Genomic DNA, 14,954 nt, shown 5'->3' with positions numbered 1-14,954 from the left:
TCCGCCGGGCCGGGGGTCCCCCCGTGCGGCACGCCCCGACCAGCAAGGAACGACCATGGCGTCCAGCCTGACGAAGGACTCGGTCACTCCGGGCACCCCCGGTTCCGAGAAGTCCTTCTTCGGCCACCCCCGCGGACTGGCCACTCTCTTCATGACCGAGATGTGGGAGCGTTTCTCCTACTACGGCATGAGGGCACTGCTCCCGCTGTACCTCGTCGCTCCCGGCGGCCTGCACCTCAGCGCGGCGACCGCGACCGCGATCTACTCGGTCTACCTGTCGCTGGTGTACCTGCTCGCCCTGCCGGGCGGCTGGTTCGCCGACCGCGTCCTCGGCCCGCGCAAGACCGTCGCCGTCGCCGGCGCGGTCATCATGCTCGGCCACCTCACCCTGGCCCTGCCGAACTCCGGCACCTTCTACGCGGGCCTCGGTCTGGTCGCGATCGGCTCCGGCCTCCTGAAGGCCAACATCTCCACGATGGTCGGCCACCTCTACGACGGCCCGGACGACCCGCGCCGCGACGGTGGCTTCACCCTCTTCTACGTGGGCATCAACCTCGGCGCCTTCGCCGCGCCGCTGATCATCGGCACCGTCGGCGAGAACGTCAACTGGCACCTGGGCTTCGCGCTCGCCGCGCTCGGCATGGCGCTGGGCCTGGTCCAGTTCCTGCTGGGCAGCCGCCACCTGAGCGCGCGCTCCGACGTCGTCCCGACGCCGCTGTCCGCCGAGGAGAAGGCCGCCACGCTGCGCAAGTCCGCGATGTGGGCCGGCGTCGCCGTGGTCTTCTACGCGATCGTCGGCTTCTCCGGCCACTACACGCTGAACTGGCTGCTGGTCCCGATCACGGTCGCCGGTCTGCTGATCCCGGTCATGGTCATCGCGCGGATCAAGCGCGACAAGGAGCTGGACCGCGTCGAGCAGTCGAAGATGTCCGCGTACATCTGGTTCTTCGTCGCCGCCGCCGTGTTCTGGATGATCTACGACCAGGGCGGTTCGACGCTGTCGCTGTTCGCCGAGGAGTCGGCGGAGAACAGCGTGTTCGGCTGGACGTTCCCGGTCTCCTGGTACCAGTCGGTCAACCCGGTCATGATCATGGCGTTCGCGCCGGTGTTCGCGTGGCTGTGGCTGGCGCTGAACCGGCGCGGCAAGGAGCCGAGCACCGCGGTGAAGTTCGCCTCGGGCCTGATCCTCATCGGCGCGTCCTTCTTCCTCTTCCTGGCTCCCCTGACGATCGCCGAGGGCGGTCACAAGGCGGCCGCGATGTGGCTGGTCGCGATCTACTTCGTGCAGACCGTCGGTGAGCTGACGGTCTCCCCCGTCGGCCTCTCCCTGACGACGAAGATGGCGCCCGCGAAGTACGCCTCGCAGATGATGGGGGTCTGGTTCCTCGCCGTCACCGCCGGTGACGCCACGACCGGCCTGCTCTCCATCGCCGGGGTCGACCTGAACAAGACGGGCATCGTGACGCTGGAGGCCACGCTCGCCGCGGTCGCCGGATTCGCGGTGTGGATGTACCGCAAGAAGGTCAAGGAGCTGATGGGCGACGTCCGCTGACGCGCTCACGGCCCGTGCCCTGACGCACGGCGACGGAGGGCCGCCGCACCGATCCGGTGCGGCGGCCCTCCGTCGTTCATGGGCCCTCTCCGCCGCGTACGGGCCCTTCCGACGCGCACTGGCCTCTCCGTCGCGTGCGGGCCTCTCCGTCGCGTACGGGCCCCTCCGCGCCGCGTGCGGGAACTGCCTCGCGTACGGGCGCTGCGCCGCGGATGCGGGGCCGGGTCCGCGCTTCCCGCCCGTCCGCCGCGCCCCACGTGCCGGAGCGGCCTCCGGGCGGGTACCGGCCCGGTCAGTGCGGCCGACGGCGGGGCATGAAGGTGAAGACCGCCCCGCCGAGCAGGAACACCGTCCCCGCGACCAGCCCGAGGGCCTTCAGGGCGCCGTGGCCCTCGGCGCCCGTCTCCGCGAGGCCGCCGCCGGACGCGGTACCGCCGCCCGCCGCCCCGCCCGCCGCGGACGAGCCGCCACCCGAGGCGCCGCTCGCCTGTTCCGTGGTGTCCAGGGTCAGGGAGACGGCCGTCCTCACCGGGGTGCACGTGGTCGTCGTCCCGAGGGCCCGCACGGTCAGCACACCCGGTGAGAGCGTCGACTTCCCGCTCGCGCCCGGCTTGTAGGTGCCCGTCAGGTCGGGGACCTCGATCGGGTCGCCCGCCTTGATGGCCTCTGCGTTGGCCGGGCCCTCGACGTGCACCGTGCCCTTGTCCGCGCCGCCCAGGACCACCTCCATCGAGGGCTTCACCGAGCCGGCGGGGATGTCGGCCGGGCTGTCCATCACGGACGTCCCGAACCGGACCGTGAGCCCGAAGCTCCCGCCGTCCTTCTTCGCGTCGATCCGCACCGGTGACGTGGCCTCCTTGTCGCCGATGGGTGTCTTGCAGGCGTACGGGACGGACACCTCCTCGCCGGGGAAGTCGCTCTGCCCGCCGCCTCCGGTGGAGCCGCCCGTGTCGCCGCCGCCCGGACCCCCCGGACCGGTCGCGCTGGCCGAGGGCGTCCCGGTCGGCGGAGTCACCGTCGGCGGGGTCACGGTGGGCTGGCCGCCCGTCGTGCCGCCCGGCCCCCCGCCGCCCGCCGTCACCTTGATGGTCGCCGCGGACTTCACCGCCTCCTTCGGCGTGCACTTCGTGTCGGTCGACAGCGGCTTGCTGACGTTGATGGTGTACGCGTCGGGTGTGAGCGTCACCTCGCCCGCGGCCGTCAGCTTCAGCCTGCCGGTCATCTCGGACAGCTTTATGTCGCTGTTCTTGGGGATCGGCGGATTGGTGCGCGGCCCCTCCATCGCGACGGCGGCCGTCTGCGCGCCCGCCGCCCTGAGGGTGCCGGTCGGCTTGACCGTGTCCTTGTCGAGGTCGAGGACGTCGGGGTTCCTGGACGCGGCCTGGACGAACGTCCAGGTGACCGTCACCTCGTCGCCGACCTTCGCCTCGGCCGGGGCGCCGATCCGCGCCTTCGTCGTGCCCTGGACCGGGGGCAGCCCCGAGATCGCGGGCGGTACGCACTCGGTCGCGTACGCCACCTCGGCCGCCTGGGCCGGGGCCGCGGCGACGCCCAGCAGCATGCCCGCGCCACCGAGCATCAGCGCGACTCCGGCCGCGCCGGCTCTCCGTCTCCTGCTCACGTGTTCCCTCTCCTCGTGGGGGTCGTCGGACCGTTCTCGTGCGGTGCGGAGAGCTGAGGGGGCGCCGGGGTCCCCGGATCGGTGTCCGGCGTGAACCACGGCAAGGCCGGGGCCGCCGAGGGCGTCGGTGCCGGCTTCGCGGACCGTGACCCGTGGCGCGGGTCCGGCCCCGGTGCGCGCGGGGCCCGTCCGGGCAGCCCGAGAGACAGCCCGAGGCCGCGGTGCCGGCCACCGCGTCCGGAGGTCCGGCCGGGCCGCACCCGGTCCACGACCGCCATGCCGGCGCGGAAGACGGCCGCCGGCACGACGACGCACACCAGGATCCAGAACACGGTCACCCCCCAGGGCCGGCCGACGCCCCACGGCTGCTCGGCCAGCACCCGGCCGCCGTACTTCAGCGAGACCGTGTAGTCGCCGTGCGCTCCGGCGGCGAGCTCCACCGGCAGCGAGACGCGCGCCTTGCGGCCCGGCGCGATCGTGCCGCGCCACTGCTGCTCCTCCCACTGCGGCGCGAACACGCCGTGGGCGGTGCCGACTTCGAAAACCGGATTCCTGACCGGGGTCGTGCCGGTGTTGCCGACCGTGAACACCAGGCGGCGCGCGGGCGGTGAGCCGAACCAGGTCAGCAGCGTGCCGGAGCCGTCGAGCCGGGTGTCCGTCAGCACGGAGAGCCGGCCGCCGGTCCGCTCCTTCGGCAGCGGTTCGACCGAGTGGCCGGCGACCACGAGGCCGGCGTCCGCCGCGGCCCTGCGGCCCGTGACGGTCGCGACGTGCACCACGCACGGGCACGGCCTCGGCGGTTCGACGACCGGAAGCGCGCGGTCGAAGCGGCCGTCGGCGTCGGTGGTGACGGCCCGGCCGTCCGCGTTGGCACAGGAGTTGGTGCCGCCGACGACTCCCCGCGACGGCTCGGACTGACCGCAGATCAGAATCATCAGCAGCCGCTTCGCGCCCCAGCCGCTGCCCGAGACGGTGACCGAACCGCCCGTACCGGCCTGGGACTTGGAGAGTTCGACGGACGGCCGGTCCACCGCGGCCGCGACCGGCCCGGACAGCGGCAGCCAGACGAACGTGAGGACGGCCAACAGCGCCAGCACGCGCACCTTCACGTGACCGCTCCCGTCAACTCGGCGTGCTCGCACGGGCTTTGGGGCGCCCTGCCCGCCGTGCGGTCCCGCCGCCGTCGTACGGCGACGAGGGCGACGACGGCCGCGCCGCCCGCCGCCGCGCCCACCGCGCGCCAGGGCACGAAGCGCGCGGACGCGGACGCCGTGCCGCGCGCGCCGCCCTCCGCCGTCGCCGTCAGCCGCACCTCGACCGCGTCGAGCGCCGGGGTCCCCGGCCACGGCTCGCGCAGGGTGATCCGGCGGCCCGGCGGCAGTACGACGGGCAGGGTGCGCGGCGGACGGTCGAGGCGGGCGCCGAGGACGCCGTGGGCGTGCACCGCGAGCCGCGGCGTGAGCACGGTGGTACCGCGGTTGACCAGCTCGTACGAGATCCGGCCGGGGCGCACGACGACGTGCTCGACGGTCAGCGCGGACAGCGCGGGACCGACGACCCGCAGCCGGACCGGGACCGACGAGGACCGCCCGCCGCCGGTGGCGAGGATCACGCAGGACCGCTCGCCGGGTGCCGCGTCCGCCGGCACGCCGACCGTGAAGGGCACCTCGGCGCGGGTGTGCGCGGGGACCCGCACGGTCACGGCGCCGACCGGGACCCGCCGTCCGCCGCGTGTCCCCGCGAAGCCGATCCAGGCACCGGCGTCCCGCGCCCGCGCGCCCGCGGCGCCGCGCAGCCGCACGGTGACCGGCTCGTCGCCCGGGTTCCGCACCGAGACGGTGTCCTGCGACACGGTGCCGGGCTCGGCCTCCGCGTAGACGTACGGCCGCTCCCCGGGCGTGCTCCCGGACGGCACGGCGGACCAGCCGTCCCCGGCCGGGGCTGGGGACGCGGCGGCCGCGAGCAGCAGACCGGCGAGGCACAGGGCACGCACGGCGCTGGGGGCGTACGGCATCGGCGGCTCCCGTGGGCAGGGGCGGCGCGGCGGGATCCCCAGGGCCCGGGGGCTCCGGGGACCCTCGCCGGGGGTGGGTGGGGCGTCCGGCGGGTCCGCTCGGGCTCAGCGGCGCGCCGTCCGCTGCCTGCGGGTCAGCCAGAGCGCGCCCGCGGCGCCCGTGAGCAGCACCGTGCCGCCGAGGGTGCCGAGGGCGATCGCGGAGTCCCCCGGTCCGGTCTGCGGGAGCCCGGCGCCGGAGTCGGAGCCGGATCCCGTCTGCGCCCGGCCGGTGGGCGATCCGCCGCCGCCCGCGGCCGTGACGTCGAGGGTCAGCGAGGGCTTGGGGTTGTTCGAGGGGGTGCACGTCGTGGTGGTGCCGAGCGCTTTGATGGTGAGCACGCCCGCGGTGAAGGTGACCTTGCCGGTCTTCCTCGGGGTGTACGTGCCCGACAGGTCGGTGATCCTGATCGGCGTGTCGGCGGGGATGGCCGCCGGGTTGGCGGGGCCGGTCACCGCGACGGTGCCACTGTCGGCCCCGCCCACATTGATGACGGCGCTGGGGTTCATGGCGCCCTTGCCCAGCTCCACGGGGCTGGAGGAGACGCCTTTCTGGAAGGACATCGTGAGCTTGTAGCCGTTGCCGCTCCTGACGCTCTTGATGTCGATGGGCGAGACGGCGCTCTTGTCGCCGATCGGCGTCTTGCACTGGTAGTCGACATCCACCACATCGGCCCGGGCGGCGGGGGCGCCCGTCAGCACCGCCGAGCCGGCCAGGGCCGCGGTGAACGCGAGCGCGGCGGTCCGTTTCTGGTACGTCCGGTAGGACACCTCGAGTCCCCTCGTCGCCGGAGTTTTCTGACGGCACATCAGATCGGGCGGCCAAAGTACGCCCGGCGCCTCACAGAGGGAAGACACAGGGCGCCCCGGATCCGGGGAAGTGCGGCGCCGGGGCGGGCGAGGGCGGAGAGGGGTGCGAACCGCGGGTAACCCGAGGTGGGGTCGGCGGGGGCGCGGGAGGTGCGGTGGCCGGGGGATGGTGGGGCGCTCGCGGGAGTGCAATGGAGGGCGCTCGCGGGGGCAAGGTTCCGTGGGGGCTCGCGGGAGTGCAATGAGAGGCGCTCACGGGGGGCGGGCCTGCGGTGTCCTCACGCGGGGGCCACGAGTATGGAGCGGGCCTGCGGTGTCCTCACGCAGGCGGCCACGGATGCGGGGGCGCGGGAGCGCGGCGATACGGGCCGGAGGGTACGCGTGCGGGCCTGCCGCGCACTGGGCCCGGTCTCGGGGGCCGGCTCACCTGGACGCGGGTCGGCCCGGCGGGCTCAGGCGGGTGCGCCCAGCTCCGCCCAGACCGTCTTGCCGGCGACGTCGGGGGTGCGTACGACTCCCCAGTCCAGACAGAGCCGCTGCACGATGAACATGCCGTGGCCGCCGGGGCGGCCGGCGCGGTGCGGGGTGCGCGGGGCGGGCTCGCCCGTGCCCCGGTCGGAGACCTCGATCCGCAGCACCTTGTTGTCGCAGCTGATGAGGAGGTGGTCCGGCCCCTCGGCGTGCAGACAGGCGTTGGTGACCAGCTCGGAGACCACCAGCAGGACGTCCTCGGCGGCGGCACGCTGATCGGCGCCCTCGGCCGGCAGCCAGCCCCAGGCGTAGAGCGCCTGACGGGCGAAGTCCCGCGCCAGGGGCACGACTCCGCTCTCGTCCTCGAAGTCCAGTCTGCGGACCTGACGGCCCACGGCGGGCACGGTCGCGCCCTGCTCGGGGGGCGCGGTCGCACCCGTTTCGGAGACCCCGGAAGCGCCGCCGGTACCCGACTCCGGGCCGCGGTCGCCCGGCGAGTAAGGCCGGGTGGTGCTCATCAGCGCTTCACCTCACCGATTCACCAGTTCGTGATTCAAGACTCAGTACGTTTGGATCTGCGGCGCAGTCGCCGGTTGAGCTGCCGACATGAGCGGGTGCCGACGTGTTCAGGATGTCTCCTGCCCGACCGAACCGTCCGAACACCCACTTGTTCGACACGGAACGTGTGACCCGGACAACGCGCCGGTCACACGGGACCCCCGGCACGTGATCCGTGCGCGGGGCGGTCGGCCTACTCGGCCAGTGCCGCGTCCAGCGTCTCGTGGACGGTGAAGACGGCCTCCGCTCCGGTGATCTCGAAGACCCTCGCCACCACCGGCAGCATTCCCGCGAGATGGACCCCACCCCCAGCAGCCTCGGCCTTCAGCCGCGCACCGAGCAGCACGTTGAGCCCGGTGGAATCACAGAACTCGAGGCGTGAGCAGTCCACGACCAGCCGGGCGAAGCCCTTCGCCAGGCACTCCTCGAGTGGCTCACGCAACAGATCGGCGGTGTGGTGATCCAACTCACCCGCCGGGGTCACGACGGCGCTCGTGCCCTCTTCTCGCACTTCGACAAGAAGCCGGCCCGACTGTGCGCTGCCGACCGTCCCGCGGTCCATGCCGTCTCTCTCCCGACCGTCGTTGCTGTTGCCCGATGCTCACGAACCCTACGCCCTCCCTGCGCACCTTGGCACCCGAACAACCCCGCCAAAAGGGACATTTCACAAGGAAACGCACTTGCGGTGGCGTCGCGAAACCGGGTAGGGCTAGAGGGACACCTAATCGACACGGCCGGCTTTGGAGGCGCCGCACACCGCAGTGCACGTACAGGCATCGGCGGCCATATGCCGAGAACGATGGAGGACATCATGTCACCCCGGCTCGACGAATCGCATACCCAGAAGGCGACGTCGACACTCCCTCCGGACAGTCTGAAGGGCGGGTCTCTCGCCGCCTCACCGCGCGAGGCCGACGGGCTCGCCGGCCTTCCGGAGATCCCTCCGTACGCAGAGGTGGGGCCGGTTGACGCACGGGCCCTGTCCAAGACCCTCTTCGAGCGGCTGGAGTCCCTCGAAGAAGGCACGTACGAATTCTCGTACGTGCGCAACACCCTGGTCGAACTCAACCTCGCACTGGTCAAGTTCGCCGCCTCCCGCTTCCGCTCCCGCAGTGAGCCGATGGAGGACATCATCCAGGTCGGCACCATCGGCCTGATCAAGGCGATCGACCGCTTCGAACTGAGTCGTGGCGTCGAGTTCCCGACTTTCGCGATGCCAACCATCGTCGGTGAGATCAAGCGGTTCTTCCGCGACACCAGCTGGTCGGTGCGCGTGCCGCGCAGGCTCCAGGAACTCCGTCTCGACCTGGCCAAGGCGGGCGACGAACTCGCCCAGCAGCTCGACCGCGCCCCCACGGTGGGCGAGCTGGCGGAACGCCTCGGCATCACCAAGGACGAGGTCGTCGAGGGCATGGCCGCGTCGAACGCGTACACGGCCAGTTCGCTGGACGCACAGCCCGAGGAGGACGACTCCGAGGGCGCGCTCGCGGACCGCATCGGCTACGAGGACCACGGGCTCGAAGGCATCGAGTACGTCGAGTCCCTGAAGCCGCTGATCGCGGAACTCCCCTCCCGGGACCGCAAGATCCTGTCCCTGCGCTTCGTCGCCGGCCTGACGCAGTCGGAGATCGGCGAGGAGCTCGGCATCTCCCAGATGCACGTCTCCCGGCTGCTGTCGCGGACCCTGGTCCGGCTGCGGAAGGGACTGACGGTCGAGGAGTGACCGCCCGAAGTCGTCGGCCGCGCCCGGCTCCCCGCGAGGGGGGACCGGGCGCGGTTTCGTTTCGTCCGCCGGCTCCGGCTCCGGCTCCGACTCCCGCCGCCCGCGGTGCCGGAGCGGTGACGGGCGGCCCCGCATCCGTGACGAGCGTCACGACGAGGGCACGACGCACGGCGTCCGTGAGAGACCTCACGCCGGGTGCGGGGGCAGACCTCCCAGGCCGGGTGCGGCGGCGGTACTCGTGAGCGACCTCACGCCGGGCACGGGCGTACGAGCCGCGCGGCACCTCGCGCCGGGCACTGGCCGATGGTGCTCCTGAGGCCCCGCACGCGGGGCGCTGCCGTGCGGACGTCCCGACGCCCGGACGTGCGGGTGTCCGGACGTGCGGGTGTCCGGGCGTGCGGGTGTCCGGGCGTGCCGAAGCCCTGTCTCGGCGCCGGAAGCCCGTGAGGCGCCCTCGTGAGGCCCCGCGGCCGACACGGACGGGCTGGGCGGCCTCGTACGCCCCGGAAGGCGGGGAGGCCGCTCCGGAGCGCCTCCGGCGGCGGCGCCGTCCGGGACCCGGCCGCCCCGGGGGCTCCGGCCGGCTCAGACCTCGCGGACTCCGCGGCGCCACACCTGCGACACCAGCGGGACGCCGGGCCGGTAGGCCAGGTGGACGTGGCTCGGCGCGTCGAGGAAGGACAGGTCGGCGTACGCGCCCGGGGTGAGGCGGCCGATGTCGTCCCGGCGCAGGGCCGCGGCGCCGCCGGCCGTGGCCGACCAGAGTGCCTCGTCCGGGGTCATCCCCATGTCCCTTACGGCGAGGGCGATGCAGAAGGGGACCGACGACGTGAACGACGAGCCCGGGTTGCAGTCGGTGGAGAGGGCCACCGTCGCGCCCGCGTCCAGCAGGCGGCGGGCGTCGGGCCAGGCGGCGCGGGTGGAGAACTCGGCGCCGGGCAGCAGGGTGGCCACGGTCGCGCTGCCGGCCAGGGCGTCGACGTCGGCGTCCGTGAGGTGGGTGCAGTGGTCCGCGGACGCGGCGTCGAGCTCCACCGCGAGCTGGACACCGGGGCCGAACGTCAGCTGGTTGGCGTGGATGCGGGGGTGCAGGCCCTTCGCCCGGCCCGCGGTGAGAACGGCTCGGGCCTGGTCGCCGTCGAAGGCGCCCTTCTCGCAGAAGACGTCGATCCAGCGGGCGTGCGGCGCGCAGGCGTCGAGCATCTCGCCGGTGACGAGGGCGACGTAGGCGGCGGGGTCGTCCGCGTAGTCGGGCGACACGATGTGCGCGCCCAGGTAGGTCACCTCGTCGGTGTGGCGGGCGGCGATGCGCAGGGCCCGGGCCTCGTCCTCGACGGTGAGGCCGTAGCCGGACTTGGTCTCGAAGGTCGTGGTGCCCTGGCGGAGCGCCTCGCGCAGATGGCGGACGAGGTTGCGCTCCAGGTCCTCGTCGCTCGCGGCCCGGGTCGCGGCGACCGTCGTGCGGATGCCGCCGGCGCTGTAGGGGCGGCCGGACATGCGGGCGTTGAACTCCTCGGTGCGGTCGCCCGCGAAGACGAGGTGCGAGTGGGAGTCCACGAAGCCCGGGATCACCGCCCGTCCCCCGGCGTCGACCCGGTTGTCAGTGGCGGGTGCTTGTCTTGACTCACCGATCCACGCGATGCGGTCGCCGTCGATGACGACGGCCGCGTCGTGGATCAGACCGAGGGGGGATCCGTCACCGAGGGAGGGGTCGTTGGTGACCAGACGGGCGATGTCGGTGATGACGGTCGTGCTGCTCATGGCGTCCTCGTGGACCTTGTCGGCGGTGTGGGCGGCGGTGGCTGGGGTGTCGGCCGGGCCGGCGGGGGTCAGGCGCGCAGTGCCTCGACGGCGTCCGCGAGCGCTGCCGGCACGTCGGGTACGAGGGTGTGCGCCCCGTCGCGCACGACGTGCCGGCCGGCCACGACCGTGTGGCGCACGTCGGCCGCCGTTCCCGCGAATACGGCGGTCTCGGCGCCGAGCCGCGGCAGCGGTCCCGCCGTCCTGACCGAGTCGAGCGCGATCGTCGTGAAGTCGGCGAGCGCGCCGGCCTCCAGGCTGCCCGCCTCGTCCCAGCCGAGGGCCGCGTGGCCGTCGGCGGAGGCGGCCCGGAGCAGCGCGGCGGCCGTCCAGTGGCCGCGGGTGCGGGTGCGCAGCCGTTCGTTCAGCTCCATGGCGCGGGCCTCTTCGAGCAGGTCGATCACGGCGTGGCTGTCGGAGCCGAGCGACAGCGGCGATCCCGCCCGCTGGAGGGCGACGGCCGGGCCGATGCCGTCGGCGAGGTCCCGTTCGGTCGTCGGGCACATGCAGGTGCCGGTCCCCGAGCCGCCGAGCAGGGCGATGTCCTCGTCCGTGAGGTGCGTGCTGTGGACGCCGGTCGTGCGGGGGCCGAGGACGCCGTGGTCGGCGAGCAGCCGGGTGGGCGTGCAGCCGTGGGCCTCCCGGCAGGCGTCGTTCTCCGCCGTCTGCTCGGACAGGTGGACGTGGAGGGGGGCGTGCCGCTCGCCGGCCCAGCGGGCCACCGTCGCCAGCTGGTCCGCGGGCACCGCCCGTACGGAGTGCACGGCGGCCCCGATCCGTGCGTGGTCCCGGTCCTTGAGAACTGCACAGCGTTGCGCCCAGTCTTCGGCCGTGCCGTCGGAGAAGCGCAGTTGGTGGCGGTTGGGGGGCTGCCCGAAGCCGGCCGAGAGATAGGCGGTGTCGAGGAGGGTGACGCGGATGCCGGCCTCGGCGGCGGCGGCGATCAGCGCCTCGCCCATGGCGTTGGGGTCGGCGTAGCGGGTGCCGCCGGGGGCGTGGTGGACGTAGTGGAACTCGCCGACGGCCGTGATCCCGGCGAGCGCCATCTCGGCGTACACGGCGCGGGCGAGGGCGTGGTAGGTGTCCGGCGTCAGCCGCTCGGCGACGGAGTACATGACCTCGCGCCAGGTCCAGAAGGTGCCGGAGCCGACCTGGACGGTGCCGCGCAGGGCCCGGTGGAAGGCGTGCGAGTGGGCGTTCGCGAGGCCGGGGAGGGTGAGGCCGCGGAGGATCTCGGCGCCGGGCGGCGGGGCCGCGGCCTCCGTGCGGACGGCGGTGATCCGTCCGTCCGCGGTCTCGACGGCCACCCCCGGCTCGACGTGGGTGTCGAGCCAGGCGTGCTCCAGCCAGTACGTCTGCGTCACCTGCGGGCCAGCCCTTCGAGTACGTCGGCGAGTGCGGTCACCCCGGCCTCGCAGTCGTCCTCGGCGGCGTACTCGGCCGGGGAGTGCGAGACACCGGTGGGGTTGCGCACGAACAGCATGGCGGTCGGGATCCTCCCGGAGAGGATTCCCGCGTCGTGTCCCGCGCCGGTCCCGAGGACGGGGACCGCGAGGTGCGCGTCCCGGTCCCGGCCCAGGATGCGGGCCAGCTCGTCCCGCAGGGCGTGCTCGAACTCGACGACGGGCGTGAAGGACTCGCGGACGACGTCGAGGTCGACGCCGTGGGCGTCCGCGTACTCGCGGGCGGCCTTCTCGACGCCGGTGACGACGGTGTCGAGGGCCGTCTGGTCGGCGGCGCGGGAGTCGAGCCAGCCGCGGACCAGGGACGGGATGGCGTTCACCCCGTTCGGCTCCACGGCGATCTTGCCGAACGTGGCGACGGCGCCCGCGAGTTCGGCCTCGCGGCGGGCCGCGAGCACCGTCTGCGCGTACGGCAGCATCGGGTCCCGGCGGTCCGCCAGCCGGGTGGTGCCCGCGTGGTTGGCCTCGCCGCGGAAGTCGAAGCGCCAGCGGCCGTGCGGCCAGATGGCGCTGGCGATGCCCACCCGGTCGCCGCTGAGGTCGAGGGCGCGTCCCTGTTCGACGTGCAGTTCGACGAAGGCGCCGATGCGGGCGAGCCGCTCGGGGTCGGGGCCGATGGCGTCCGGGTCGTAGCCGGCCCGCTCCATGGCCCGGGGGAGGGTGACGCCGTCCGCGTCGGTGAGGCGGTGCGCCTGCTCGACGGTCAGCTCGCCCGCGGTGAGGCGGGAGCCGACGCAGGCGAGGCCGAAGCGGGCGCCCTCCTCGTCGCCGAAGTTGACCACGGCGAGCGGCTTGGCGAACTCCGTTCCCCTCCTGCGGAGTTCGTCCAGCGCGGCGAAGGACGAGACGACCCCGAGGGGGCCGTCGAAGGCGCCGCCGTCGGGCACCGAGTCCAGGTGCGAGCCGGTGACGACCGCGTCCCCGGCGGCGGGGTCGCCGAGCCAGGCCCACTGGTTGCCGTTGCGGTCCAGTTCGTAGGTCAGGCCGCGGGCCTCGGCCTGGGCGCGGAACCAGGCGCGGCAGTCGGCGTCGGCGCCGGTCCAGGCGAACCTGCGGTACCCGCCGGAGGCGGAGCTGCGGCCGACCGGCAGCAGCTCCGCCCACATGCTGTGGAAGGTCACGCCTGGTCACCCTCGCGCATCGGGACCCGCACACCGCGCTCGTCGGCGGCGGTCTCGGCGATGTCGTAGCCGGCGTCGACGTGCCGGATGACGCCCATGCCGGGGTCGTTGGTGAGCACGCGCCGCAGCTTCTCGCCGGCGAGCTTCGTGCCGTCGGCGACGGACACCTGGCCGGCGTGGATGGAGCGGCCCATGCCGACGCCGCCGCCGTGGTGGATGGAGACCCAGGAGGCGCCCGAGGCGACGTTGACCATGGCGTTGAGCAGCGGCCAGTCGGCGATCGCGTCGGAGCCGTCGAGCATGGCCTCGGTCTCGCGGTACGGGGAGGCGACGGAGCCGGAGTCGAGGTGGTCGCGGCCGATGGCGAGCGGTGCGGCCAGCTCGCCGGAGGCCACCATGTCGTTGAAGCGCTCGCCCGCCTTGTCGCGCTCGCCGTAGCCGAGCCAGCAGATGCGGGCGGGCAGGCCCTGGAAGTGGACGCGCTCGCCGGCCATCTTGATCCAGCGGTGCAGCGACTCGTTCTCCGGGAAGAGCTCCAGCATCGCCTTGTCGGTCTTGGCGATGTCGGACGCCTCACCGGACAGGGCGGCCCAGCGGAAGGGGCCCTTGCCCTCGCAGAACAGGGGGCGGATGTAGGCGGGGACGAAACCGGGGAAGGCGAACGCCCGGTCGTACCCGGCGAGCCGGGCCTCGCCGCGGATGGAGTTGCCGTAGTCGAAGACCTCGGCGCCGGCGTCCATGAAGCCGACCATGGCCTCGACGTGCCGGGCCATGGACTCGCGGGCGCGGGTGGTGAAGCCGGCCGGGTCCTTCGCCGCCGCGGACGCCATGTCGTCGAAGTCGACGCCGGAGGGCAGGTAGGACAGCGGGTCGTGGGCCGAGGTCTGGTCGGTGACGATGTCGACGGGGGCGCCCTCGGCGAGCATGCGGGGGAGCAGGTCGGCCGCGTTGCCGAGCAGGCCGATGGAGAGGGGGCGGCGGGCGTCGCGGGCCTCGGTGGCGAGCTGGAGGGCGTGCTCCAGGGAGTCGGCCCTGACGTCGAGGTAGCGGTGCTCGATGCGGCGCTCGATGGCGCGCGGGTCGCAGTCGATGCAGATGGCGACGCCGTCGTTCATCGTGACGGCGAGCGGCTGGGCGCCGCCCATGCCGCCGAGCCCGGCGGTCAGGGTGATCGTGCCGGCGAGGGTGCCGCCGAACTTCTTCGCGGCGACGGCGGCGAAGGTCTCGTAGGTGCCCTGGAGGATGCCCTGGGTGCCGATGTAGATCCACGAGCCGGCGGTCATCTGGCCGTACATGGTCAGCCCGAGCTGTTCGAGGCGCCGGAACTCCTCCCAGTTCGCCCAGTCGCCGACCAGGTTGGAGTTGGCGATGAGGACGCGCGGGGCCCACTCGTGGGTCTGCATGACGCCGACGGGGCGACCGGACTGGACGAGCATCGTCTCGTCCTGCTTGAGGGTGCGCAGCGTGCGCACCATGGCGTCGAAGGAGCGCCAGTCGCGGGCGGCCTTGCCGGTGCCGCCGTAGACGACGAGCTTGTCGGGGTGTTCGGCGACCTCGGGGTCGAGGTTGTTCTGCAGCATGCGCAGGGCGGCTTCCTGCTGCCATCCCAGGGCGCTCAGTTCCGTGCCGCGCGGTGCTCGGACGGGGCGGGGTCCTGACATGGTCTGCCTCCTGGGATGGACTGCCGCACGCGGGCCGCGGCATGCCGGTTGTTGCTCTGGTTATTCACATCCTGGACTCATGAATAGAGCTAGTCAATACGTTCGTACGTCAGCGCGGGCG

Annotated in this window: 12 protein-coding genes; 2 read left to right on the top strand and 10 right to left on the bottom strand. The window is 73.5% G+C overall.

Annotated features, from left to right (window positions below):
• The first annotated feature begins 55 nt into the window (after positions 1-55).
• A complete protein-coding gene (locus ACWGIS_RS01520; RefSeq protein ID WP_453360369.1) occupies positions 56-1,552 on the top strand; it encodes an oligopeptide:H+ symporter in 1,497 nt (498 codons plus the stop codon).
• 292 nt (positions 1,553-1,844) lie between these two features.
• Here ACWGIS_RS01520 and ACWGIS_RS01515 read toward each other — a convergent pair whose 3' ends face one another.
• The 6 genes from ACWGIS_RS01515 to ACWGIS_RS01490 all read right to left on the bottom strand — a co-directional run bounded on the left by ACWGIS_RS01515 (position 1,845) and on the right by ACWGIS_RS01490 (position 7,627).
• A complete protein-coding gene (locus ACWGIS_RS01515; protein ID WP_453360423.1) occupies positions 1,845-3,131 on the bottom strand; it encodes a hypothetical protein in 1,287 nt (428 codons plus the stop codon).
• 38 nt (positions 3,132-3,169) lie between these two features.
• Positions 3,170-4,282 (bottom strand): hypothetical protein, encoded by a 1,113-nt coding sequence (locus ACWGIS_RS01510; protein ID WP_453360368.1) that lies wholly within the window; start codon positions 4,280-4,282, stop codon positions 3,170-3,172.
• Positions 4,279-5,187 carry a hypothetical protein gene (locus tag ACWGIS_RS01505; protein WP_453360367.1) on the bottom strand — a complete coding sequence of 303 codons (909 nt, stop codon included), beginning with the start codon at positions 5,185-5,187 and terminating at the stop codon, positions 4,279-4,281. Before ACWGIS_RS01505 ends, ACWGIS_RS01510 begins: the two co-directional genes overlap by 4 nt.
• 105 nt (positions 5,188-5,292) lie before the next feature.
• Entirely contained in the window at positions 5,293-6,036 is a 744-nt protein-coding gene (locus tag ACWGIS_RS01500; RefSeq protein ID WP_453360366.1) for an LPXTG cell wall anchor domain-containing protein, read from the bottom strand.
• Between the two features lie 452 nt (positions 6,037-6,488).
• On the bottom strand, positions 6,489-7,025 hold the full coding sequence (locus ACWGIS_RS01495) for an ATP-binding protein (RefSeq protein WP_453360365.1): 537 nt from the start codon (positions 7,023-7,025) through the stop codon (positions 6,489-6,491).
• 233 nt (positions 7,026-7,258) lie between these two features.
• The gene (locus ACWGIS_RS01490) at positions 7,259-7,627 is read right to left on the bottom strand and encodes an STAS domain-containing protein (RefSeq protein ID WP_355792397.1); all 369 of its coding nucleotides are present in this window, start codon (positions 7,625-7,627) and stop codon (positions 7,259-7,261) included.
• Between the two features lie 237 nt (positions 7,628-7,864).
• Between ACWGIS_RS01490 and ACWGIS_RS01485 the strand changes: the two genes are divergently transcribed.
• Positions 7,865-8,788, top strand: a complete 924-nt coding sequence (locus ACWGIS_RS01485; protein WP_453360364.1) for an RNA polymerase sigma factor SigF — start codon at positions 7,865-7,867, stop codon at positions 8,786-8,788.
• 585 nt (positions 8,789-9,373) lie between these two features.
• Here the strand turns inward: ACWGIS_RS01485 and hutI are convergent.
• From hutI to hutU, 4 genes are all read right to left on the bottom strand, one after another.
• Positions 9,374-10,549, bottom strand: coding sequence for an imidazolonepropionase (hutI, locus tag ACWGIS_RS01480; RefSeq protein ID WP_453360363.1), 1,176 nt, complete (start codon positions 10,547-10,549; stop codon positions 9,374-9,376).
• A gap of 68 nt (positions 10,550-10,617) precedes the next feature.
• The gene (locus ACWGIS_RS01475) at positions 10,618-11,952 is read right to left on the bottom strand and encodes a formimidoylglutamate deiminase (RefSeq protein WP_453360362.1); all 1,335 of its coding nucleotides are present in this window, start codon (positions 11,950-11,952) and stop codon (positions 10,618-10,620) included.
• Positions 11,949-13,172: an allantoate amidohydrolase gene (locus tag ACWGIS_RS01470; protein ID WP_453360361.1), complete on the bottom strand. Its 1,224-nt coding sequence runs from the start codon at positions 13,170-13,172 to the stop codon at positions 11,949-11,951. The genes ACWGIS_RS01475 and ACWGIS_RS01470 overlap by 4 nt, the downstream gene beginning before the upstream one ends.
• Positions 13,169-14,833, bottom strand: a complete 1,665-nt coding sequence (hutU, locus tag ACWGIS_RS01465; RefSeq protein WP_453360360.1) for a urocanate hydratase — start codon at positions 14,831-14,833, stop codon at positions 13,169-13,171. The genes ACWGIS_RS01470 and hutU overlap by 4 nt, the downstream gene beginning before the upstream one ends.
• Between the last annotated feature and the right edge of the window lie 121 nt (positions 14,834-14,954).

This window comes from Streptomyces sp. NPDC054842 (assembly GCF_053611025.1).
Note: the sequence above shows the minus strand (reverse complement) of the source record. Positions and strands in the feature narration are given on the sequence as shown.